Source organism: Bacillus mycoides (genome assembly GCF_000832605.1).
GTDB lineage: Bacteria > Bacillota > Bacilli > Bacillales > Bacillaceae_G > Bacillus_A > Bacillus_A mycoides.
This window is the reverse complement of sequence record NZ_CP009692.1, coordinates 81,649-106,779: the sequence shown is the minus strand read 5'-3', so window position 1 is coordinate 106,779 and position 25,131 is coordinate 81,649. Positions and strand designations below refer to the sequence as shown.

General features: G+C 35.6%; 16 protein-coding genes and 3 riboswitches. Of the genes, 12 read left to right on the top strand and 4 right to left on the bottom strand.

Annotation, left to right across the window (positions count from 1 at the left end):
• Positions 1 to 17: 17 nt before the first annotated feature.
• A complete protein-coding gene (locus BG05_RS02395; RefSeq protein ID WP_033733717.1) occupies positions 18 to 1,352 on the bottom strand; it encodes an FAD-binding oxidoreductase in 1,335 nt (444 codons plus the stop codon).
• Positions 1,353 to 1,727: 375 nt separating this feature from the next.
• Between BG05_RS02395 and BG05_RS02390 the strand changes: the two genes are divergently transcribed.
• The 4 genes from BG05_RS02390 to BG05_RS02375 all read left to right on the top strand — a co-directional run bounded on the left by BG05_RS02390 (position 1,728) and on the right by BG05_RS02375 (position 9,195).
• Positions 1,728 to 3,392 carry a glycoside hydrolase family 13 protein gene (locus BG05_RS02390; RefSeq protein ID WP_002186833.1) on the top strand — a complete coding sequence of 555 codons (1,665 nt, stop codon included), beginning with the start codon at positions 1,728 to 1,730 and terminating at the stop codon, positions 3,390 to 3,392.
• 202 nt (positions 3,393 to 3,594) lie between these two features.
• Positions 3,595 to 5,232, top strand: coding sequence for a PTS transporter subunit IIBC (locus BG05_RS02385; protein ID WP_002016687.1), 1,638 nt, complete (start codon positions 3,595 to 3,597; stop codon positions 5,230 to 5,232).
• Positions 5,233 to 5,236: 4 nt separating this feature from the next.
• A complete protein-coding gene (locus BG05_RS02380; protein WP_003187052.1) occupies positions 5,237 to 6,028 on the top strand; it encodes an endonuclease/exonuclease/phosphatase family protein in 792 nt (263 codons plus the stop codon).
• 305 nt (positions 6,029 to 6,333) lie between these two features.
• Positions 6,334 to 9,195, top strand: coding sequence for a YhgE/Pip domain-containing protein (locus BG05_RS02375; protein ID WP_016126510.1), 2,862 nt, complete (start codon positions 6,334 to 6,336; stop codon positions 9,193 to 9,195).
• A gap of 39 nt (positions 9,196 to 9,234) precedes the next feature.
• Here the strand turns inward: BG05_RS02375 and topB are convergent, their stop codons facing one another.
• A complete protein-coding gene (gene topB / locus BG05_RS02370; RefSeq protein WP_002140241.1) occupies positions 9,235 to 11,424 on the bottom strand; it encodes a DNA topoisomerase III in 2,190 nt (729 codons plus the stop codon).
• Positions 11,425 to 11,652: 228 nt separating this feature from the next.
• A riboswitch (TPP riboswitch) is annotated at positions 11,653 to 11,762 on the top strand.
• 72 nt (positions 11,763 to 11,834) lie between these two features.
• On the opposite strand from topB, the gene thiM reads away from it, so the two are divergent.
• Together thiM and thiE are read left to right on the top strand one after the other, a co-directional pair.
• Entirely contained in the window at positions 11,835 to 12,644 is an 810-nt protein-coding gene (gene thiM, locus BG05_RS02365) for a hydroxyethylthiazole kinase (RefSeq protein ID WP_002091241.1), read from the top strand.
• A 13-nt stretch (positions 12,645 to 12,657) separates the two neighbouring features.
• Positions 12,658 to 13,317 carry a thiamine phosphate synthase gene (gene thiE, locus BG05_RS02360; protein ID WP_002124975.1) on the top strand — a complete coding sequence of 220 codons (660 nt, stop codon included), beginning with the start codon at positions 12,658 to 12,660 and terminating at the stop codon, positions 13,315 to 13,317.
• 345 nt (positions 13,318 to 13,662) lie between these two features.
• Here thiE and BG05_RS02355 read toward each other — a convergent pair whose 3' ends face one another.
• On the bottom strand, positions 13,663 to 14,976 hold the full coding sequence (locus BG05_RS02355; protein WP_002029556.1) for an anaerobic C4-dicarboxylate transporter family protein: 1,314 nt from the start codon (positions 14,974 to 14,976) through the stop codon (positions 13,663 to 13,665).
• 282 nt (positions 14,977 to 15,258) lie between these two features.
• Positions 15,259 to 15,343: riboswitch (cyclic di-GMP riboswitch) on the top strand.
• Positions 15,344 to 15,485: 142 nt separating this feature from the next.
• On the opposite strand from BG05_RS02355, the gene BG05_RS02350 reads away from it, so the two are divergent.
• The 6 genes from BG05_RS02350 to BG05_RS02325 all read left to right on the top strand — a co-directional run bounded on the left by BG05_RS02350 (position 15,486) and on the right by BG05_RS02325 (position 22,274).
• Positions 15,486 to 17,225 carry a methyl-accepting chemotaxis protein gene (locus tag BG05_RS02350; protein WP_002169241.1) on the top strand — a complete coding sequence of 580 codons (1,740 nt, stop codon included), beginning with the start codon at positions 15,486 to 15,488 and terminating at the stop codon, positions 17,223 to 17,225.
• A 61-nt stretch (positions 17,226 to 17,286) separates the two neighbouring features.
• A riboswitch (TPP riboswitch) is annotated at positions 17,287 to 17,388 on the top strand.
• 101 nt (positions 17,389 to 17,489) lie between these two features.
• The gene (locus BG05_RS02345; protein ID WP_000082898.1) at positions 17,490 to 17,810 is read left to right on the top strand and encodes an MTH1187 family thiamine-binding protein; all 321 of its coding nucleotides are present in this window, start codon (positions 17,490 to 17,492) and stop codon (positions 17,808 to 17,810) included.
• On the top strand, positions 17,782 to 18,555 hold the full coding sequence (locus tag BG05_RS02340; protein WP_002091231.1) for an ABC transporter permease: 774 nt from the start codon (positions 17,782 to 17,784) through the stop codon (positions 18,553 to 18,555). Before BG05_RS02345 ends, BG05_RS02340 begins: the two co-directional genes overlap by 29 nt.
• The gene (locus BG05_RS02335; RefSeq protein WP_002124979.1) at positions 18,552 to 19,550 is read left to right on the top strand and encodes an ABC transporter substrate-binding protein; all 999 of its coding nucleotides are present in this window, start codon (positions 18,552 to 18,554) and stop codon (positions 19,548 to 19,550) included. The genes BG05_RS02340 and BG05_RS02335 overlap by 4 nt, the downstream gene beginning before the upstream one ends.
• Positions 19,547 to 20,296, top strand: a complete 750-nt coding sequence (locus BG05_RS02330) for an ABC transporter ATP-binding protein (RefSeq protein ID WP_002124980.1) — start codon at positions 19,547 to 19,549, stop codon at positions 20,294 to 20,296. The genes BG05_RS02335 and BG05_RS02330 overlap by 4 nt, the downstream gene beginning before the upstream one ends.
• A gap of 445 nt (positions 20,297 to 20,741) precedes the next feature.
• Positions 20,742 to 22,274, top strand: coding sequence for an ABC-F family ATP-binding cassette domain-containing protein (locus BG05_RS02325; protein WP_002167016.1), 1,533 nt, complete (start codon positions 20,742 to 20,744; stop codon positions 22,272 to 22,274).
• Positions 22,275 to 22,746: 472 nt separating this feature from the next.
• Here BG05_RS02325 and BG05_RS02320 read toward each other — a convergent pair whose 3' ends face one another.
• Positions 22,747 to 24,771, bottom strand: coding sequence for a glycosyl hydrolase family 18 protein (locus BG05_RS02320; RefSeq protein ID WP_033733716.1), 2,025 nt, complete (start codon positions 24,769 to 24,771; stop codon positions 22,747 to 22,749).
• Positions 24,772 to 25,131: the final 360 nt, after the last annotated feature.

Sequence of the window (25,131 nt, the reverse complement as noted above, 5' to 3'; positions counted from 1 at the left end):
AATTCTGTTCTTCCTTTTTACGTATGGAAAGGAGGAATGCTTTGTTGAAAACGAAAAACATTACAAGGGTCATATGCTGTCTTCACTTTACGCAACCTTTGAAAATTAGAGCCATAATAACTAGTTTGCCAATTTTTTATGTCGATATCGGGCCAATTGACATAGTCTCCTAGTGTGTAAGGATCTAAGCTTTCCCGTAAATCTTTAACCCAGCGTATATTTCGATTTTCTTCATCGTTGCATTTCCAAGAAGTAATATATTCTTGAGCAATAATTGCCTTGCGGTGGAAATAAGCTGTTTCATTAGGCGAAATGTTTTCTACAGCACCTACGAGTGATTGGTGCCAAATACTCACATCTTTATTTGGTGCATGAGAAAGAAAATATTGTAAGATTTGAATACCTTTAAGAGGGATAGGTTTATATACGTAGGAACCAGAGCGTTTGAATTTTTCAGGAATATTTCCGCTATTAAAGAATTGAACAGCCTTTATATACGGGACTTCATCTATAAAGAGAGAAGGATTACCAGTTTCAAGAAGAGGAGATAATAGATGATAGAGTTCAGAAGGAGAGCCGACAAATTCACCTTTCACCTCGATTTTATTTCGTTGTTTAGAGAATAATTCAATTGATGAAGTGAGGCGTTCATCTATATAAGGTGCCCAGTTTTGCCAAGCTTGAAATGCAGCAATAAAGTCTTTCCATTCCCATGTAAGTGAGAAAATTGATACGTTTTTAATAGGGTGGACTCGAAAGGTTAAGGAAGTAACAATTCCGAAATTTCCACCGCCACCGCCACGGCATGCCCAAAATAGGTTAGGGTTTTTTTGTTCATTTACACGAATGATTTTTGCACCAAATTTCCCGCACGCTTGTACCATTTCGACTTCTACTAATTGATCACATGTTAGTCCAAATAAGCGTGAAAGCATGCCAATGCCACCGCCGAGTGTTAGCCCCACAATTCCGACACTTGCACTTGTGCCAGCTGGTATTGTAACACCATATTTCCAAAGTTCTTTATACACAGTGCCAAGATTTGCACCCGCTTCAATTGTTGCTGTTAATTTTCCTGTACTAACCGTAATTTGCTTCATTTCACTCACATCAATAATAAGCCCGCCATTTAAAAGAGAGGAATTTTCGTAGCTATGTCGTCCACTTCTTAAGCGAAATGGTATATGACGCTCACGTGCCCATTTTAAGGCGTTACACACATCATTTTTATTTTGACAAAAAACAATAATACAAGGAAATTTTGGAATGCTTAAATTTAAATTTATTCGGGCTATGTCATACCCAGGATCCGAGGGAACGACGATACGACCAGTTAATTTTGTTTGTTTCAATTTATATCTCCTTTCTGAAATAATATGAGCTTGTATTAGTATATGAAGAGTGTATTTAACACGCATGGACGAGAAGAAGAGAAGGGTTAGATTTATCCCGTTATTTGCGAGCAGTAAGACAATCCGGCTGAAACAAAGAAGATAGAGCTGCTCGTAAAAGCTCGATTGGTAAGGGCTAATAATCAGCGGGGAATGGACACCTCCTTAACGATTAAAGTTTCACTTTATCTTTGTGAGAAATAAATAAGGCATAAGAATAAGGAAACTACATAGAGTTCAATGAAAACAGTTGCAAACTATTCATATTTTGTTATGATAGTGTTACGAAAACGTTTGCATAAAAAATCCGATGGGATGCAAAAGGAGAGAATTAGTATGAATAAGACATGGTGGAAAGAAGCTGTCGCTTATCAAATTTATCCACGTAGCTTTATGGATTCAAATGGTGATGGTATTGGAGATTTACAAGGTATTATTGCAAAGCTGGATTATTTAAAAGATTTAGGTATAGATGTAATTTGGATTTGTCCAATGTATAAATCACCTAATGACGATAATGGTTATGATATTAGTGACTATCAAGATATTATGGATGAATTTGGTACGATGGAAGATTTTGATATGCTACTAGATGAAGTTCATAAGCGTGACATGAAGCTTATTATTGATTTAGTTATTAATCATACAAGTGATGAACATCCATGGTTTATTGAATCAAGTTCTTCTAAAGACAATCCGAAGCGTGATTGGTATATTTGGCAGGATGGTAAAGACGGCGCGGAACCAAACAATTGGGAAAGTATCTTTAATGGTTCTGCATGGGAATATGATGAAGTGACAGAGCAATATTATTTACATTTATTCTCGCGTAAACAACCAGATTTGAACTGGGAGAATAAAGAAGTTCGTGAAGTTTTATATGATACTGTTAATTGGTGGCTTGATAAAGGTATTGATGGTTTCCGCGTCGATGCGATTAGTCATATAAAAAAAGAAGATGGCCTCAAGGATATGCCAAACCCAAAAGGGTTAAAGTATGTGCCTTCTTTTGACAAACATATGAATGTAAATGGTATTCAGCCATTACTAGAAGAATTAAAAGAAAACACATTTGCTAAATACGATATTATGACTGTTGGAGAAGCAAATGGTGTGAAAGTTGAAGATGCTGATCTTTGGGTTGGAGAAGAGAATGGTAAATTCAATATGGTATTCCAATTTGAGCATTTAAGCTTATGGGATGCAGAAAAGAAGAAAGATCTTGATGTTGTTGAGTTGAAAAAAGTATTAACAAAGTGGCAAAAAGGTTTAGAAAATAAGGGATGGAATGCTTTATACATTGAAAATCATGATAAGCCACGTATTGTGTCTACTTGGGGAAATGATAAAGAATATTGGCGTGAAAGTGCAACGGCTTTAGGTGCGATGTATTTCTTTATGCACGGCACACCGTTTATTTATCAAGGACAAGAAATTGGTATGACAAATGTTCAGTTCCCAAATATTGAAGATTACGATGATGTAGCAGTTAAAAATTTATATCGTGAGAAAATTGCAGAAGGAGTATCGCATCAAGATATGATGGAAATTATATGGGCTTCTTGCCGCGATAATTCACGTACACCTATGCAGTGGAACGATGAGATGAATGCTGGTTTTACAACAAATGCACCTTGGTTTGGCATGAATCCAAATTACAAAGAAATTAATGTTGAAAAGCAAAAAAATGAAGAGAAGTCTATTTTCAATTTCTATAAGAAAATGATTGCCTTGAAAAAAGAGCACGATGTACTGAACTACGGTACGTATGATTTACTTTTAGAAGACGATCCACAAATTTATGCATATACACGTACGTTACAGGATGAAAAAGTCATTGTAATTAGTAATATCTCAAAAGAGGAAGTTGTGTATAATGAGCCTTTATTCGCACTAGAACGCAAACGTTTGCTTTTAAATAACTATGAAGTTGCGGAACATGAAAAAGTAACTACAATCACGTTAAAACCTTATGAAACAAGGGTTTATCGCATTTTATAATAAAAAAGGATGCTCCTTGAGCATCTTTTTTTATGAAAAAAAATAAATTTCTATTGCAATGTGAAAACGCTTTTATTAAAATAGATTTATGAAAACGGTTGCGTAAAGAGGAAAAAGAAACATAAGGAATCGTTTTCATAAGAGAAACAGAAATTATAATTTAAATCATTATGTTGTTATAAATAAAGGGGAGGAAAAACAGATGAAAATTACGTCTTTTGATTTTTGGCAAAAGTTCGGGAAAGCGTTACTAGTTGTTGTAGCTGTAATGCCAGCAGCTGGTTTAATGATTTCCATCGGTAAGTTAATTGGGATGTCTGCTGGGGATGTTAACGCAGTTCATACCATTGCTCGAGTAATGGAAGACATCGGTTGGGCAATTATTACAAATCTACACATCTTATTCGCAGTAGCAATTGGGGGATCTTGGGCGAAGGATCGAGCAGGTGGTGCATTTGCAGCACTATTAGCATTCGTTTTAACAAACAGAATTACAGGAGCTATATTTGGCGTAAACGCTCAAATGTTAACGGATTCAAAAGCGACAGTTTCTTCATTTTTAGCAGGAGATTTACTTGTAAAAGATTACTTTACTTCTGTACTTGGTGCACCAGCATTAAACATGGGAGTTTTCGTAGGGATTATCACAGGTTTCTTAGGAGCTACTTTATATAACAAATACTACAATTATAATAAACTGCCACAGGCATTAGCATTCTTTAATGGAAAACGATTCGTACCATTCGTTGTAATTGTTTGGTCTACAGTCACTGCGATTGTATTATCACTTGTATGGCCATTTATCCAAAGTGGATTAAATGAATTTGGTCGCTGGATTGCAGCATCTAAAGATAGTGCACCAGTTATTGCACCGTTTGTATATGGAACGTTAGAACGTTTATTATTACCATTTGGATTACATCATATGTTAACAATTCCGATGAACTACACAGAGCTAGGCGGAACATATACGATGTTAACTGGCTCAAAGGTTGGACAAATTGTAGCGGGACAAGATCCGTTATGGCTTGCATGGATTACAGATTTAAATAACTTATTAGCAAATGGAGATACGAAAGCATATAACGATTTATTAAATAACGTTGTACCAGCTCGTTTCAAAGCTGGACAAGTTATCGGCTCAACGGCAGCGTTAATGGGGATTGCGTTTGCGATGTTCCGTAATGTTGATAAAGAAAAACGTGCAAAATATAAACCAATGTTCTTATCAGCTGCATTAGCAGTATTCTTAACAGGTGTAACAGAACCAATTGAATTCATGTTCATGTTTATTGCACCAGTATTATATGTTGTGTATGCAATTACAACAGGACTTGCATTCGCATTAGCGGATTTAATTAATTTACGTGTTCATGCATTTGGATTTATTGAGTTAATTACACGTACACCAATGATGATCAATGCAGGTTTAACGAGAGATTTAATCAACTTTGTCATTGTTTCATTAGTGTTCTTCGGCCTTAACTTTACGTTATTCAACTTCTTAATTAAAAAATTCAATTTACCAACGCCAGGGCGTGCAGGAAACTATATTGATAATGAAGATGAGTCAACAGAAGGAACAGGAAATGTACAAGATGGTTCATTAGCAACAAAAGTTATTGATTTATTGGGCGGAAAAGATAATATTGCTGACGTAGATGCTTGTATGACACGTTTACGTGTAACAGTAAAAGATTTAGATGCCGTTGCACCAGAAGCAAAATGGAAACAAAATGGTGCTTTAGGACTTATTGTTAAAGATAAAGGTGTACAAGCAGTATATGGCCCGAAAGCTGACGTATTAAAGTCAGATATTCAAGATATGTTAGGTGCGTAATAATATGAAATTGCTAACTTTAAATTGTCACTCTTGGCAAGAAGAGAATCAAATTGAAAAAATAAAGTATCTTGCTAAAGCAATTCAAGAAGAAGATTATGATGTGATCGCATTGCAAGAAGTAAGTCAGTCTATACAAGCTGAAAATGTATGCGGTAACAAGAAAAAAGATAATTTTGGACTTTTACTGCTAGAAGAGTTAAGAGCATTAAATGTAAAAGAATACAATATTATTTGGGATTTCTCTCATATTGGATATGATGTGTACGAAGAAGGATTAGCAATTATAACAAAGCACAACATTGTAAAGGAAGATACGTTCTTTGTCTCAGAAAATAAGGATACAACGTATTGGAAAACACGCAAAATTGTAAGTGCAACAATTGCTTATAATGATAAGAATATAACGTTTTATTCTTGCCATTTCGGTTGGTGGAATGATGAAGAAGAATCATTCAAAGACCAAGTTGATCGTTTAATGGAGCGTGTAAATAGCAATGAACTTTCCTTCTTAATGGGTGATTTTAATAACAATGCTCGTTTGGAAGGAGAGGGTTATGAGTATACGATGCAAAAAGGTTTATATGACACATATGAACTAGCGATAGAGAAGGATGAAGGAACAACTGTCCAAGGAGAGATTGCTGGTTGGGATGAAAATAAACAAAACTTACGAATCGACCTAATATTAAGCAATCAAAGTAAAACAGTTAATTCTTCAAAAGTCATTTTTAATGGAACAAATCGAAATGTAATTTCTGATCATTTCGGTGTAGAAGTACAATTAGATATATAATAGAAGAAACCCTCACAGATAATGAAAAGCTGGGAGGGTTTTTTGATAAATACAAGTATTCCCAAGAGAAAATACTTGTATTTTTTATGACATTTCCTATATATTTGTTATTATTGAATGTAAAACTAATTTGGTCATTTTGTATGCATACTTTTTTTACTTCGTTATATAATGAAGTAAGTGAAATATTTAATGGGAAAAATAGTATGTTTTCGTTTAATCCACGATGTAGAAAGTGATATAATTGCAAAATGTATGTATCATTTTCCAAAGAAAGAAAAATATATAATTAGGTGATTGCTTATATGAAACAGATTTGGCGTATTTATAAGACAGATTTACGGAATGTAGCCAAACATTGGGCTGCAATTGTTATTGTTTTAGGGTTAATGATTTTACCATCGTTATATGCATGGTTTAACATCAAAGCTTCTTGGGATCCTTACGGAAATACGAAAGGAATCCAGATTGCAGTTTCTAACCAAGATGTTGGATCAAATTTAAGAGGGAAAGATATTAACATCGGGAAAGAAATTGTAGATTCACTTAAGAAGGACAAAAATTTCGGGTGGAAGTTTGTTGATGAAAAGCAAGCAATTTATGGAGTAGAGCGTGGAGATTATTCCGCAAGTATTACTATTCCAAAAGATTTTTCTGAAAAGATTGCAACGGTCTTGAATGAAAATCCACAGAAACCAGAACTTGATTACTATGTAAATGAAAAAGTAAATGCGATTGCACCGAAAATTACAGCTAAAGGTGCATCGGGTCTTACAGAAGAGGTTAGTAAAAACTTTGTTAAAACAGCAAACGGTGAGATTTTTAAAATCTTCAATGACCTTGGAATCGATTTAGAAACTAACTTACCAAGTATCGAGAAGGTAAAAGATCTTGTATTTAAGTTAGAAGCGCAGTTCCCAGAAATGAATACACTTATGGATAAGGCGTTAGATGATGCAACTCGAGCGGAAGATATCGTGAAAGTAGCACAAAAAGATCTACCTGTTGTAGAGAGTGTAATAAATGATGGGCAAGAAGCGTTGACAAATTTAGATAAGTTCTTTGCAAGACAAGATCAAACATTAAAGAATGCTCCAGGAACGATAAGAAATGATTTAGTAGTAGCAAAAGGTGTTATGGATAGCGCAGCTGCATTTACTGACTTTTTAATGAATCCGGGTGTAGATTTAAATATCCCTGATTTTTCTGGAATGAATGGATTACCTGAATTCCCGGCGAGACCGGATCTTTCTAAGTTGAACAATGATGGTTACAAAAGTATAGCGCAAAATATTAATCAAACAGTAAATAATGTTTTAAGTTCATCCCGTGCAGGAACGGCTTATGGGAAAAGTGTTGTAAATGGATTGCAAAATGGAAAATTTGATCCGGAACAAGCAAAGAAAGATTTAAATACGGTATCAGATCAATTGCAATCTCGTACAGAGGGTATTTCGTATCTTATTAATGTATTTACCGAACTTCAGAAATCAGTAACGACTGATTTTGGTAAAAGCTTTTTCCAAGGACGAGTGGATCGTCTGACGAAGCTTAAAGGCGGTATGGAAAATGCAAATAACGGTATTAAAGATATTGTAAATGCTATTGGTACAGGACAAGAAGTAAAGAAAGATGTAACAGATGTAGCTAATCAAAAATTAGATGCAGCAAATGCGTTAATTGATCAAGCTGAAAAAGATTATAATGAAACATTTGTAGCAGATTATAAAAAAGCAGTTAGCACAGTAGATCAAGCTAAAGCTGATGCAAATGAATTATATGATAATGCGAAAGCAGATTACGATAAAGCGAAAAATGGTTTTGAAAGTACTAAATCTAGTTTCCAAAAAGCACTAGAGGATGTACAAAATAGAGGCGTTAACGGTTTAGAAGGTTCGAAGGAAGCCTTAAAAAGTTTGAATGGTCAATTCCAATCTGGAATCGGTTTAATTGATGATATGATTCCAGTTCTAGAAAGTACAAATAAGGTTTTAGCGGATGTAAATAGTGATAAAAACCTTAATAATGGAATTACAAAATTAAACAAAGCGAAAAGCAGCTTACAAAAAGGTGTAGAGGCAACGAATAAGGGGATTACACTTCTTAACAATGGCCAAAAACCTACAAAAGATGTAATTGAAAGTATTAACAACGCTGCGAAGGGCGGATCAGCTCAATTAACAGATGTATTATCGACGTATGATTCAGAAATTGTACCTAACTTTAATACAGCAATTGCTCGTACAAAAGAGATGTCGAAAAATACAACTCAAATTTTAAATGATGCAGACAAAAAGCTTCCAGATGTTAAAAAATTACTAGAGGATTCATCAAAAGGCTTAGTAGACGGTAGAAAGAAATTAGCAGACATTAAAGCTGAAATGCCGGAGACTGAGAAAAAGATTAAAGAATTAGCAGATAAAATTCGTGATTTTGAATCTGAAGAGGATATAAAAGACATCATACGCTTATTAAAGAATGATGTTGAAAAGCAAAGTGACTACTTTGCAAATCCAGTAAATTTAAAAGAGAATAAATTATTTGCAATGCCGAACTACGGTTCAGCAATGTCACCATTCTATACAGTGCTTGCATTATGGGTAGGCGCATTATTAATGGTTTCATTATTAACGGTAGAAGTACACGAAGAGGGCGCGAATTATAAGAGCCATGAAGTTTACTTCGGACGTTTATTAACATTCTTAACGATAGGTCTTTCACAAGCGTTTATCGTATCAATGGGAGATATATTCTTACTCGGTACGTACGTAGTCGATAAGTTCTGGTTTGTGTTATTTAGTTTATTTATTGGGGGAGTCTTTGTTTGTATCGTATACTCACTCGTTTCTATTTTCGGAAACGTTGGGAAATCGATGGCGATTATTTTACTTGTACTGCAAGTAGCGGGATCAGGCGGAACATTCCCAATTCAAATGACACCACCGTTCTTCCAAGCAATTTATCCGTTCTTACCATTCACATATGCAATTAGTGCAATTCGTGAAACAGTTGGCGGAATGCTTTGGGATATAGTAACTAGAGATTTACTTGTGTTAAGTGTTTTCGTAGTAGTTATGATTGTTGCTGCGTTATTACTGAAAACACCAATTAACAAATCAAGTGAAAAATTCGTTGAGAATGCAAAAGGAAGTAAAATCATTCATTAATAAAAAGGTTCCTACCGATAGAGGTAGGAACCTTTTTATTTAATCAAATTTTAATTTCTTTAATGCTTCTGCGAATGGATTGTTTAATGGTTCTTCCTCTTTGTTCTGCTGTTTCATATATTTTTGAACGTCGCGTTTATCAGCTTTGCTGCCGGATTCTTTTTTACGTCTCTCTTGGAATGTAGAAAGTTTCTCACGATAGCCACATTTACATGCGAAAATTTGGCCTGCTCCTTCACCACGAAGTTCTAGTTTCTTTTTACACTGAGGACAGCGTGCATTTGTAGTGCGGGATACATTTTTACGGTGACCACATTCGCGATCTTGGCATACAAGCATTTTACCTTTTTTACCGTTTACTTCTAACATTGGTTTACCACAGTCTGGACAAGACTTCGTTGAAATGTTGTCGTGTTTATATTTCTTATCACTCGATTTAATTTCAGCAACAATTTCTTTCGTATAGTTCTTCATTTCTGAAATGAATACTTCTTTCTTTAATTTTCCTTTAGCGATAGCTTCTAACTTTTGCTCCCATTCACCAGTTAGTGTAGGAGATTTCAGTTCTTCTGGCACTAAATCAAGTAACTGACGGCCTTTTGAAGTAATGTGAATATCTTTACCACGTTTTTCAAGCAAGAACGAATTGAATAACTTGTCGATAATATCAGCTCGTGTAGCTACAGTACCTAATCCACCAGTTGACTTTAACGTGTCAGCAAGTTGTTTGTTTTGCGTATCCATGTATTTTGTTGGGTTTTCCATCGCTGAAAGTAATGTTGCTTCATTAAAACGTGCAGGTGCTTTCGTTTGACCTGATGTTTGGACAATTAGTTTTATGTTTAATGTATCGCCTTTTTCGATGCGAGGTAAGATTTGTTCTTTTACATCATCGCTTGCATCATCATCTTCAAATCGATTTGCATAAACCTCTTTCCAACCAGCATGTAAAATCGTTTTTCCGCGTGCGATGAACGTTTCGTCACCAATTTTCGTGCGCAATGTTAGTTGTTCATATTCAAAGGCCGGGAATAAAACAGCTAAGAAACGTTTTACAACTAAGTCATAAATTTTACGTTCTTTATCTGTGAAAGCTGAGAAGTTTACATAGCTCTCTGTTGGGATAATTGCGTGATGATCACTTACTTTACTATCATCAACAAATGATTTATTAGATTTTACAGGTTTCTGCAATACTTTATGTGCTAAAGGACGGTATTCTCCAACTCCGCAAGCCTTCAGACGCTCTGGAAGTGTTCCGACAATATCAGATGAAATATAGCGTGAATCTGTACGAGGGTACGTTAAAACTTTATGCTGTTCATATAATTTTTGCATAATGTTTAATGTTTCTTTCGCAGAGTAACCAAATATTTTATTCGCATCACGTTGTAGCTCAGTTAAATCGTAAAGACCAGGAGCGAACGATTTCTTTTGTTTTTTATCAATGTCTACAACAGTAGCATTTTGTTTACTAATTTTGTTCACGATTGCATCAGTTTTTTCTTTATTAAAGCTACGGCTATTTCCTTTTGTATCTTGCCAAGTTAGCTTTAATCTCTCAGCTGTTTGAGCTTCGATACCATAGTAAGTTTGAGCTTTGAAATGTTTGATTTCATCTTCACGGCTTGCAATCATGGCTACAGTAGGTGTTTGAACACGACCACAATTTAGTTGGGCATTAAAGCGAGTAGTTAATGCTCGAGTCGCATTAAGTCCGATATACCAGTCAGCCTCTGAACGTGCGACAGCTGAAGCGTATAGATTGTCATATGCTTTTCCTGGTTTTAAATTTGCGAAGCCATCTTTAATTGCTTTATCGGTAACAGATGAAATCCATAGACGTTTAATCGGTTTCTGCATTTTAACTTTATCGATAATCCAGCGTGCGACCAACTCGCCCTCACGACCGGCGTCAGTAGCTATAATGATTTCATTTACATCTTTTCTAAGAAGCTGACTTTTTACAGCGTTAAACTGTTTCCCTGTTTGTTTAATAACGGTTAGTTTTAAACGCTCCGGTAGCATTGGTAAATCTTCTAAATTCCACTGTTTATATTTCACATCATAGCTTTCTGGATCAGCTAATGTAACGAGATGACCTAAAGCCCAAGTAACAATATATTTACTACCTTCAAGATAGCCGTTCCCTTTTTTATCACATTTCAGTACACGTGCGATATCACGTGCAACAGAAGGTTTTTCAGCAATTACAATACTTTTTGCCATATTTAAAAACATCCTTTCAAATTTCCATACGTTAAATATAGCATACATCTTTGTTCTATTCAGTCTTGCTGACGGTTTGAGTTATTGGTGGTGAAATATACGTGTGAGAGTTTTACTTATATAAAGGCGAAGAATGGTTGAACCAGGAGAGTTCTGATCTCTATCATTCTATAAAAGTAAAGAACTTGTTATTTTACTAGAATAAGAGTAGACTTTGAAGTAGATGAATAATAAACACATGGGAGTTTGTGGATGCAAACTGAGAGTATGACTAGTCCGTCATTGACCATTTGAACCTGTTGGATAATGCCAGCGTAGGGAGAGTGTAAAAGCACATGTTCAGGCACTTTGCGTACGCGCAAAGTGCCTTTTTGTGTATCTCCCATTACTATAGTTAGGAGATGAAAAGGATGAATATGAAAGAAATTAGTAAAGTAGTGGATTTGGTGAGAGAGTCTAATCCACTCGTGCATAATATTACAAATGTTGTTGTAACAAATTTTACAGCAAACGGTTTGTTAGCATTAGGAGCATCACCTGTAATGGCGTATGCAAAAGAAGAAGTAGCAGAAATGGCTAGCATTGCGGGAGCCCTTGTTTTAAATATGGGTACACTTCGTCCTGAAGAGGTAGAAGCGATGTTACTTGCTGGTAAATCAGCAAATAAGAATGATGTACCAGTATTGTTTGATCCAGTTGGGGCAGGAGCAACTTCTTATCGAACAGAAGTTGCGAGATATATTCCAGCTGAAATCGATTTAGCTGTTATCCGCGGAAATGCGGCTGAAATAGCTAACGTTATTAATGAGAAATGGGAAATTAAAGGTGTAGATGCTGGTACTGGAAACGGTAATGTTGTAAATATTGCAAAACAGGCAGCGGATGAATTAAATACAGTTGCGATAATTACTGGACAAGAAGATGTTGTTACAGATGGAGAGCGAACTATTCTTATTCGAAATGGCCATCCTATTTTAACGAAAGTTACTGGAACAGGTTGCTTACTAACTTCTGTAATAGGAGCATTTGTAGCGGTAGAAAAGGATTATGTAAAGGCAGCAGTAGCCGCATTAACATTCTATGGAGTAGCAGCAGAAGTAGCGGCTTCGAAAACAGTAGAGAATGGACCAGGAAGCTTTCAAATTGAATTTTTAAATCAGTTAGCGAATACAACTTCAGATGATATTGAGAAGTATGGAAAGATTGAGGTTATACAGTAAGGAGAGGAACTAGATGTCGCGCATTACAATGGATGAAATGTCTAGGTTATTACCAGTATATTTTATTATGGGAAGTAACAATTGTACGAAGGAGCCACTACAAGTATTGAGAGATGCACTAGAAGGTGGTATAACAATTTTTCAACTTCGTGAAAAGGGAGAAGGGGCTTTAACGGGAGAGAAACGTATTGATTTTGCGAAAGAACTACAAGCGCTTTGCAAGGAGTACGGTGTACCATTCATCGTAAATGATGATGTGGAACTAGCCCTCGAGTTAGATGCAGATGGCGTGCATGTTGGACAAGATGATGAAGGAATTACTTCTGTTCGTGAAAAAATGGGTGATAAAATTGTTGGTGTATCTACACATACAATTGAAGAAGCACGCTGGGCGATTGAAAATGGAGCTGATTATTTAGGAGTCGGTCCAATTTTCCCGACGAGTACGAAAAAAGATACAAAAGCGGTTCAAGGAACGGAAGGTCTAAAGTATTTTAGGGAACAAGAGATTACAATACCGATCGTTGGGATTGGTGGGATTACAATTGAAAATACAGCTTCTGTTATAGAAGCGGGTGCGGATGGTGTTTCAGTTATTTCAGCGATTAGCTTAGCGGAATCTGCGTATGAAGGTACGAAGAAATTAGTTGAGGAAGTAAATAAGAGTTTGTAGAGTCGCAAAATGAGTTGTTTCGTTTATCCTGCTATTTGTGGGAGTCTTACGCCGGTAAAAGCCCGATTGGTGCGGGCTAATAATCAGTGGGGGATGAACAAAACCCACTGATTAAAGTTTCAATTTATTTAAACAAACGTTTGATTAAAAAAGCACAAACCCTTTAAAATTGTAGGTTTGTGCTTTTATCCCGCTATTCGCCGGGCAGTAAAACTCCCACCTCAAAATTCGGCTTTAGCAAAGAGGTTAGGTGGGAGATCAACTGCCCGTAAAAGCCCGATTGGTGCGGGCTAATAATCAGTGGGGGAAGAACAAAACCCCCCACTGATTAAAGTTTCACTTTATTTAAAACATAATTGAAATTAAGAGCATTCCAATTCCGATAGAAGTAAAGGTTGCGATCAGGCCCGGAATCATAAAGCTATGATTTAAAACATATTTACCAATTCCTGTTGTACCAGTACGGTCAAAGTTAATTGCAGCAACGATTGTCCCGTAGTTTGGAATGAAGAAATATCCATTTACTGCAGGGAACATCGCAATAAGTAATGCCGGCGGAATACCAAGTGATAGTCCGAGTGGCACTAAAGCACGAACTGTTGCTGCTTGGCTATACAGTAAAATAGATAGAATGAATAGTGCAATAGCAAATAGCCATGGTGCACTTGTCACTAAGTGTTGAATTGATCCTTGAATTATATTTAAGTTTCCGTTGAAGAAAGTATCTCCCATCCAAGCGATACCAAAAATAGCAACAACTGCTGTTGCGCCTGCTTTAAAGACGTTACCAGTTACAATGCTTTCCACATTTGGTTTACAGAAAATAATAATGAGAGCAGCAATGGTTAACATGACCATTTCAATTGTGTTTGGCATGGAAAGACGAGCTAACTTCCCGTCAACCATCCATCCCGGACGAAGGGCTTCAAATGAACCAAGAAGTACGACAAGGAAAGTTCCTACTAGGAAAAGGATAACTGATAATTTAGCGCCTTTTACACCCGCAAATTCTTTTTTCTCTTCAAGTTTAGGGATCATTCCCTCTTTTAATCGCTTCAAGTATTCAGGGTCTTCATTTAATTCTTTTCCCATTTTACTAGCAACGAATGCAGCTACCATACAAGCAATAAAAGTAGAAGGGATACTGACTTTTAAAATATCTAACAAGGTGATTTTATAGTCGGCTAACATTGCTAAAAGTGCAACTGTTGCAGCCGATATTGGACTAGCTGTAATTGCCTGCTGGGAAGCGATAACGGCAATTGACATTGGTCGTTCAGGTCTAATTCCTGATTCGCGAGATACTTCGGCGATAACGGGAAGTACAGAATAAGCGACATGACCAGTTCCCGCGCATAGCGTGAATAAATAAGTAACAATAGGAGCAAAAAATGTAATACGCTTTGGATTTTTTCGTAATGCTTTCTCAGCAAGGTAGACAAGGTAATCCATTCCTCCAGCAGCTTGCAAAGCACCGGCAGCTGTAATTACTGCTAAAATCATAAGCATTACATCAATAGGAGGAGCTGTAGGTTGTAAGTGGAAGACGAAAACAAGTATTGCCATACCAACGCCACCCATTACTCCTAGACCAACTCCGCCTAAGCGTGCACCAATAAAAATGCAGAGTAGTAACGTAAGAAATTGTAGCCAAAACATGATAAACTACCTCCGAAATTCGTAAGTTAAGATATATTCGAATAATTTAATTTGAAAGAAAATTAAATTAATATCCGGAATAATCCTTGTGTTGTATACGTTTTTTATTATATAACACAAGAAATGTAACATTCACGAACTTTGTTAAATTATTTCGAAAAAATAATACATTAAAACTTTATATTTAAATCTCTAAATAAGTGGACATTTTAATTTTTATGTTGTAATCTTTGAAAGAGAATATTTAAATTCTCATAGAACTCCCATATCGTTCAACTCGTTCAGCGAGAAAGGCAAACTGATGGAAACATGAGGGCGCAAAACTACAGGGGCTAAGGTCAAATGACTATGCTAGCCAGTTACCGGACGGATAGGGTTGGTTTTGACCAATGCTTTTTCATTGGTCTTTTTTTTATTTGTAAACAAATGAGAATCGTTATCATTTATTGATGAGGTTTATATTTTAATAGTTTTACTTTATACTAAGTTAATTTAGAAAGGTGATGTTAATGGAAAAGTATTGGCACAAGCTATCATTTCTTCAAAAAAATGTATTGTTAACTGTATTAGTTATTTTGACGCTTGTTGGTAGTATGGGGGCGTTAAGTTTTAACATGTTTCAAAATAGTATGATGTCTATATTTGAAAGGCATTCTTTTGAAACAGGAGATACGGTATTACATAAATTAGACGCAGAAATAGTGAGAGATGTTGCAAAAGATCCAACGGCAGAAAGAGAAAAGAGAGAGAAGTTAACAGAGAAATTAGATGAATCAACGGAAGAATTGAACAGTGTTGGACAAACGTATATTGTTGGAGCAAAAGAAAATGAAAAAGGTGAGTTACAAATCGTCGACTTGTCTACAGACTTAGCAAATGTTGTTGAAGTAAAGCCGGGGGACTATTATAAACAACCAGATCTTTGGATGAAAGCATATGATAAGGTAATGAGCACGAAAAAAGCAAACATGACAGTAGTATATGAAGACGCATTAGGATCATGGGTAACGATATTAGAGCCAATTAAAGATGGAGAAGATAATATTGTGGCAATTGTTGCAGCCGATGTAGATGCCTCTATTGTTCCTATTACAAAGGGAAAATTCATTATACAAGGTTTAATGTTTATTTGTATTTCTGTTTTAATTGCAACTGTTATTCAATTCTTAATCGTACGTAACGCACTTGCTCCATTGCGGGATTTACGTGAAGGGTTGCGCAAAGTCGGTGAAGGTGATTTAAGTATTAAATTAGAGGAAAGACCAGATGATATTGGTATTATTAATGCGTATTTTAATAATACCATCGAGAAGTTTAAAGGAATTATAGATAAAGTGAAGCAGACAGCAGAACAGGTTTCCTCATCTTCAAAAGAATTGTCAGTGAGTACGAAAGAGAATAGCATGGCAGTTCAAGAAATCGTAAGTTCTATGGTTGAGTTAAGAGCTGGCGCCCAGTCACAAGAAACTTCAGTACCACAGTATTTAGGTATTGTATATGAAATGGAAGATAAGATGGAAGAGATAACGAATGCTGCAAAACAAATGGCGAAAGAGTCTGAAGGTATAGAGCATCATTCAGAAAAAGGAAATGGTGTTATTAAACAGGCGATTAATCAAATGAACATAATACAAAATGCAGTACAAGATTTATCTTCTATTATTTATTCTTTGGAAGCAAGATCAAAAGAAATTAGTGATATTGTAACTGAAATTACAGGTATTTCAAATCAAACTAATTCGCTAGCTTTACATGCTACTATTGAAGCTTCACGTGCTGAGGAAACTGGAGAGGGATTTGCCGTTGTTGCTGATGAAGTGCGTAAATTAGCAGAGCAGACGGAAGCATCAGCAAAAGATATAGCAAAATTAATTGGGGAAACACAAGCTGGAACGGAAGAAGCTGTTGTTTCAATGCAAAAAGCTTCAAAAGAAGTAGAATCAGGAATTAAACTTGTTGAAAGTAGTGGTGCTTTCTTTGAAAAAATTTCGAAATCAGCACAAACTGTTACCAATCAAGTTAGAGCTGTTTCTAGCAATTCAAGTGATATATTGCAAAATAGCCAAAATATTGTTCGTGTTGTAAATGAACTATCACTTATCGCAAATAAGTATGCGAATAGTAGTAGTAATGTTCAAGAAAGTATGAAAGAACAGGAGATGTCTGTACAAGATATTGCTGAATTAGCTAGTTCTTTAAGTTGGCTTTCACAGGAGTTACAAGAGTTAATTGGGGAATTCAAAAGTTAAATGAAGTGATTATGCATGCTTTTGTTTGTTCAATAAAATAAATCATGCTACAATGAAAACGAATTAAGAACCGGGGAGCCAATTGGCTGAGAGGATGTAAGTATACATCGACCCTCAACCTGATCTGGATAATGCCAGCGTAGGGAGTTACTTTAAAGTGATGTAGCATAAGTTATTATAGAATAACTTGTATACAAGGCTTTCCTACATGGTAGGAAAGCCTTTTCTTTTTTTGAAACCATATTTTGTAAGGGGGATTTTATTATGTCACAACAAGTTACAATTTCATTTTCAGTAGTACCACAAGCGAAGAACAAAGATGTGTATTCCGTTGTTGATAAAGCAATTGAAGTTGTACAACAGTCGGGAGTTCGTTATGAAGTAGGGGCAATGGAAACAACGTTGGAAGGAGAATTAGATGTACTTCTTGACGTCATTAAACGCGCGCAACAAGCTTGCGTCGATGCTGGAGCAGAAGAAGTAATCACTTCTATTAAAATTCACTATCGTCCAAGTACAGGCGTAACGATTGACGAAAAAGTTTGGAAGTACCGTGATGAATATGCAAAACCAGAAGCGATCTAAAATAATCACAACAATTTGGCTTATCCTTCTCATTGCTATATGGGAAGGATCTGTTTCATTATTTAAAATTGAGCCGTGGATTTTACCGAAGCCGTCTGCAATTGTGCAAGAGTTAATTGGAATGAAAGATTTACTATTACCGAATACAGTGCAAACGTTACAGGAAGTAATAATTGGGTTGTTTTTTGCAATTTTACTTGGGACGAGTATTGCTATCATTATGGATGTCATCCCTTTATTTCGGATTTTAATGAATCCATTGCTCGTTATTTCGCAAACAATTCCAATCGTTGTGCTCGCACCATTATTTATTATTTGGTTTGGATACGGAATGTTGCCAAAAGTAATGGTTGTTATTCTTGTTTGTTTCTTCCCAATTGCGCTTAGCATTTTAGAAGGTTTCCAAACGGTAGATAAAAATATGCTGAAACTGTTACAAACAATGAAGGCAACGAAATGGCAAGTTTACCAGAAAGTAAAGTTTCCAGCAGTACTCCCATACTTCTTCTCAGGTTTAAAAATTGCTGTTACATATAGTGTGATGGGGGCGATTATTGGGGAATGGCTTGGTGCCAGCGAAGGATTAGGAGTTATGCTTACAAGAGCAACAAAATCCTTTTTAACGGCTCGAGTATTTGGTGTTGCAGCGATTATCGTCATGGTGACATTATGTCTGTACTTTATTGTTGAATTTATGGCAAGAATAACAGCACCATGGATATACAGAAAGGGCGGCAGAAAATGAAAAAAGGTTTAAAAATTATGTTAGCTGCATTATTAGCAGTAACTGTTGCTGGATGTAATCCGGCGAAGAAAGAAGAAAGTTCAAGTAAAGATAAAAAAGTAAAAGTCGTTTTAGATTGGTTTCCAAATACGAATCATACTGGCTTATATGTAGCGCAAACGAAAGATTATTACAAAAAGCAAGGGCTTGATGTAGAAATTATCCAGCCTGGTGATAATGTAACGGCAGAGCAGATGATTGCTTCTGGGAAAGCAGACTTTGCGATAAGCGCACAAGAAAATGTAACATTAGCTCGTGTTGAAGGAATCCCAGTTGTTTCTGTTGGTGCAATTATTCAGCATAATACCTCTGCTTTTGCATCTCTAAAAAAAGATAATATGACGTCACCGAAAGATTTTGAAGGTAAACGTTATGGCGGCTGGGGGGGACCAGCAGAAGAAGCGACGTTAAAGACGATTATGGAGAAACATCAAGCTGATTTTAATAAAGTTGAAAAAATTATTCTTGGACAAACAGATTTCTTTAAATCAATCGGTCGTGATGCAGACTTTGAATGGATTTATTATGGATGGGATGGAATTGAAGCGAAGCGTCAAGGAAAAGAGTTAAATACAATTATGGTAAAAGACTTAGATCCAGCGCTTGATTTCTATAGTCCTGTTATTATTACAAGTGAAAAGCATACGAAGCAAGATAAAGATTTTGTGAAAAAATTTATGACGGCAACGACAGAAGGTTATGATTTTGCAATTAAAGAACCGAAAGAAGCTGCGGATATTTTAATTAAAGCTGTTCCAGATGTGAATAAAGAATTAGTACAAGAAAGCCAAAAGTGGTTAAGTACAAAGTATCAAGATGATGCAAAAGCGTGGGGAGTACAGAAGGAAGAGATTTGGACGAATTACATGAATTTCTTATATGACAACAAAGTTATTAAAAAGAAAATCGATGTAAAAGATGCCTTTACAAATGAATTCCTTCCAAGTGAAAAATGAGTGGATTACAAATAAAAGATATTGTAAAAGCTTTCGATGGAAAGAATGTATTAGCAAATATTAGTGCGTCTATACAAGAGGGAGAGTTTGTCTCTTTTGTAGGTCCGAGTGGTTGTGGAAAAAGTACATTATTAAATATGATTGCAAGTGTTGAAGAGCCAACGAGCGGAGAAGTGTTTTATAACGAGGAGTATGTAAAAAAACAAGATGTTGTTAGTTATATGCCGCAACAAGATTTATTACTACCATGGCGATCGGCTTTGCAAAATATCGTTCTTCCATTGGAAATCGAAGGGAAGCCTAAAAGACAAAGGCTGACAGAAGGAATGGAAGCATTAAAGCAATTTGAGCTAGATGAATACGCAGATCATTATCCAGATGAGTTATCAGGTGGAATGCGTCAAAGAATTAGTTTCCTTCGTACGTATTTATGTGAAAAGCCAATTATGCTACTGGATGAGCCTTTTGGAAAATTAGATGCATTTACAAAAATGGAAGTACACAGTTGGCTTTTAAATTCTTGGCATCAAGAAAAGCAAACAATTGTTATGGTTACACATGACTTAGATGAGGCAATTTTACTTTCTGATCGCGTATTTATTTTATCTCAAAGACCAGCATCAATAGTTGGCGAGGTCCAAGTGGAATTACCTAGGCCGCGAACGATGGATATGTTAACATCTCTTGAGTTAAAGAAGGATAAGGAAGAAATTTTAAGAGTATTGGCTCCTTACATGAAAAAATAGAAAAAAGTCTTTTAACAGTTTCTTGTATAATTGCTGTTAAGAGGCTTTTTTCTATTGAAGGAGAAAGATGAAATCTATAGGGGAAATAGTGGGTTCATTAACATCGGATAAATTGGAAGAAGGAACAAAAGAAAAAGTAGAGAATAGAATATAACAGAGTGATTTATACTCTTAATATAACAAACGTTAAAGGAGTGAAAGGATAAAATGACTTTATCAACTGTTCTTCAAATGGTTTTAGCTTGATACGGGAGAAGTCTGCCCATTTTTAAAGATGAAGCTAAATTGAAGACAGCAGGTAAAGAACCTTAATCCTTTCTTACGATAATATGTAATGGGTAAGGTGTATTCACCTTACCCATTTTTATATGTATAACTAAATAAGGCTTTATACTGTTGTTCTCTCTATTTAGCTTATGGATCATAAGAAAAGGAGAGAGAAAAGATGAGTATATTAACAGTAGAAAATGTAAGTCATTCATATGGTGAGAAAACCATTTTATATAATACGTGCTTTCGATTATTAAAGGGCGAACATGTTGGGCTAGTAGGGAAAAATGGAATTGGAAAATCAACATTATTACGCTTGTTAACGGGAGAACTTATACATGATGATGGGAAAATTGAATGGTTTCCACATGTGAAGATTGGCTTTTTGCAACAGCATATAGATTTACAAGAAGGCATAACAATTGAAGAATACTTGCAAAGTGCGTTTTCTAACCTGTATGAGTTGGAACGTGACATGTTAAAACTTACAGAAGAGATGGCTGGAGCAGGAGAAGTAGCGAAATTGTTAGTAAGGTATGGAGAGTTACAAACTATATTGGAGAATTCTAATTTTTATCAAATTCATACAGAAATTGAGGAAGTAGCAACAGGCTTAGGCTTGTTTGAAATAGGATTGGAAAAGGATGTTTCAAAGTTAAGTGGTGGTCAGCGGACAAAGTTGTTACTTGGGAAACTCCTTTTAGAAAAAGCGGATGTTTTATTATTAGATGAGCCAACTAACTATTTAGATACAGCACATATAGAATGGTTGCAATCATATTTACAAATGTATGAAAAAGCTTATATTATCATTTCGCATGATGAAATATTTTTGAACAATATTACGAATGTTATTTATCATCTAGAAGAACGAAAGGTTAAGCGCTATGCGGGAGATTATGAAACCTTTTTGCAAAGTTATCAATTACAAAGGAAACAATTACAAGCGGCGTATGCGAAACAACAAAAAGAAATTGTACATTTAGAGGGTTTTATTCAAAAAAATAAAATTCGTAAAGCGAAACAAGCGAAAAGTCGTGAAAAAGTATTAGAGAAAATGAAAAAGGTTGAAAAGGTTAACGATGTACCTCGCGCCCGTTTTGATTTTAATGTTTATACTGAGCCAGTGAGTCGTATATTACAGGTAGAGAAACTGAAAATTGGTTATGGTGAACCGTTATTTCCGGAATTGGATTTTCAAGTGAAAAAAGGGGAAAAGATTGCGATTATTGGTCATAATGGGATTGGAAAAACAACAATGTTAAAAACATTACTAGGACAAATAAAACCGTTAGGCGGCTCAGTTTCTGTTGGGGAACGAGTAAAACCCGCTTATTTTGCACAAGAGGAATTTTCCTCAGAAATAACTGCACTAGAAAGAGTATGGGCAGGGAGACCAGATATGACAAGAAAAGAAATCCGACAAGCATTAGCAAAGTGCGGATTGAAAGAAGAACATGTATTAAAACCTATCCAGTTATTAAGTGGAGGAGAACAAACAAAAGTACGATTATGCGAACTTATCGTAACTAAAAGCAATGTTTTAATTTTAGATGAACCAACTAACCATTTGGATACAGAGACTAAGACGGATTTACAGGAAGCGTTAAAACAATATAAAGGTACAGTTTTAATTGTTTCACATGAGCCCTCTTTCTATGAAGCATGGATAACGAAAATATGGAATATCGAAAAATGGAACGTTTAACAATAATCACAAAGAAAAGGCATTAGCTTTTATGAGTTAATGCCTTTTCTTTGTGATTAACATGATTTTCGAGAACTCTCAAATGAGAATTGTATGAAAAAGAACTCTTATGGTGCGCTTATAAGCGCACCATAAGAGTTCTTTTTCTTTGGTTATATTTATAATAATACTAGATGCCTTTCCCTAATAGGCTACTATCTTTTTTATATATATAGATAGTTTGAAATGGAATGGAAATGATTCCTATATGTAAAGGATAATGTGATTAGTATGGGAAGACAATAGAACTTAAAGGAAATTCATGTAAAATTCAGATGAACTTCACGCGAACTTCATATTAGAAACTAAATATAATTATAATAGGTTATTATAATATAAATTGTGATTTTTCATAAAATTAAAAGTTTGAATTTAGGATAGAGCACTCAAACCTAAATTCAAACTTTAGTGAAATAATTAATGGAGGTTACGTTTAGTTTTCGTTAATGGATGCATTTACAAGTTCGGCGGGATTGCCTGTTCCTGCCCCTCCGATTGTAACTGATCCACCAGGAGGAATTTCACCATTCCATCCTGCATTCGTAATTACGTAATGATTATTTATTTTACTACTAATTTTAGAATCCCAAACTTGTGTTAAATTGCCGTTATAATCAAATTCTAATTTCCAGTTTTTAATAGGGGTCGTTCCGCTATTTTTAATTATAATTGAGAAGTTGTAACCACTTCCCCAATTTGAAGTGACTGAAAAGGTAGCATTGCCATTTCCACCAGGAGGTGTTGTGTTAGCATCATCTGTTTTTATAAGAATAGAAGTAGATTGTGATTTGTTACCAGCAGCATCTTTTGCTAATACTGAAAATGTGTATTCTGTATTAGGTTTCAAGTTTTTAATTGTAATGCTATTTGTTGTTGTACTCCATTTCTCTTCTCCGGCAGTAATTTCATATTCAGTAACGCCTACGTTATCAGTAGATGCAGTCCAGTTTAATTGAACTGAGTTTGAATTTTTATTTGTAACAGCAATATTTTTTACGTTTGTTGGTGGTTCAGTATCTTTTTGAGTAATAGGTCCACCAAGTAATTCTTTTACTAGCGTATCAAGTAATTTTGGTCCACTACAACTATATTTTGGACTTGTACGGCAATCCCCGCTTAGTTCCCAAAACATTGCGCCACTTAAACCCTTTGTCTTTATATAGTCTGTTTTATATTTCATAGATTCATTGTCATCATAGCTAATAAAGGTTCCTGTAGTCGCATTATATAAATAAGGTACTTTCGCTACATCGTTCCATCCGCGAACAAAACCATTTTTATTCACATAATTAGATGCTAAATCACCATAATCGTACACACCTGTGTCACCGGTAGAATAATCATCCCAAGTACCTTTAGAAGCGAGCTTTCCGTCACTACCTGGTTTACAAGGTTGGTATTGCCCATTATTTTCTTTTCCGCAACTTTTCCATCCACGTCCGTAAAAAGGTACACCTAATACGAGTTTATCCGCTGGAACCCCTTCATTTGTATAAATGTCTATCGCACCATCTACGTAAAATTTCGTATCCGCTGCGGGGTCATTTGGATCTTTGTATAGTGCAGCATTATGGTTAGAAGTAGCTTCCCATCCACCGTGGAAATCGTATGTCATAATATTAATCCAATCCAGTATTTGAGAAATCTTCTTTAGCTCTGTATGATCCGCATAACGTTGGCTTGCACCTGACGCGATTGTTAGTAAATATTGTTTACCATCTTCTGCACCAGCTTTCGTTAATGCATTTCGAACATCTTGAAGCAGAAGGGTGAAGTTTTGTTTATCTTCAGGACGATAACTACCACCAGGAATCGTTTCAACACCCGGGTATTCCCAGTCTAAATCAACGCCGTCAAATCCATATTCGCGAAGAAAAGCTACTGTAGATTCAGCGAACACTTTTCTTGTTTTTTCATCAGCGGCCATATCAGAAAAGCGGTTAGACCAAGTCCAGCCACCAACTGAAATAATTGTTTTTAAGTGAGGATACTTAGCTTTTAATCGTTTCAGTTCTCCGAAATTTCCACAGCGGGCATATTTATCACAATCTTCCCAAGTTGTACCCGATCCCGGATAAGATTTTGTGACATCAGCCCATGGTTCACCGAGTACGAGAGTGCCATTAGGGACCTCTTTATTTTGCAGTGGTACACCAGATTCTTTACAGTTCCACGTTTGTTTATTTGGATTATCGGGGTGAGTAGAAGGGTTTCCATGTTTTCCATTCCAGCAAATATCAGCGAAAGCATAGTTTAAATGAGTTAGCTTTGATGCATCAATGTCTGCAACTTGATAATTACGTCCGTAAACGCCCCATGAAGGAAAATACCCAACAATTTTTTGACCTTGCTTTGGTGAATCTGCTAATGCGAAATTTGGAGTAATAAGGTTTGTGAGAAAAAGAGGTAAGAAAAGTAGTAGGGATAGTAATAGCAGCGTGAATTTTTTTGATCTCATAGTCATTTCTCCTTTCAAAATAAAAGATATATTTAAAGGCATGCGCCAATAAACCAAAGTGAATCTAGACGTATGAAACGTCTAGATAAAAATGATCAGACATCACGAAGTCTATACAAGGGAGCTGGGGGTGATTAAATCGTAGCAAATGCAAGATTTGGTGTAAACGCTTTATTTGATTCACAAAGATTTTCTCAATATTAAATAGCTCTAATACAGACTACACATGAAAATAAAATATTGATTAGGGAGGAAAAGGCTCCTTGTAATTAAATTTGAGAAAAAATTGTATAAAGTCAATTTGTAATAGCGTAGCAAGATGAGAAAATATCATGTAAAATAATAGTAAAAATATGTAAA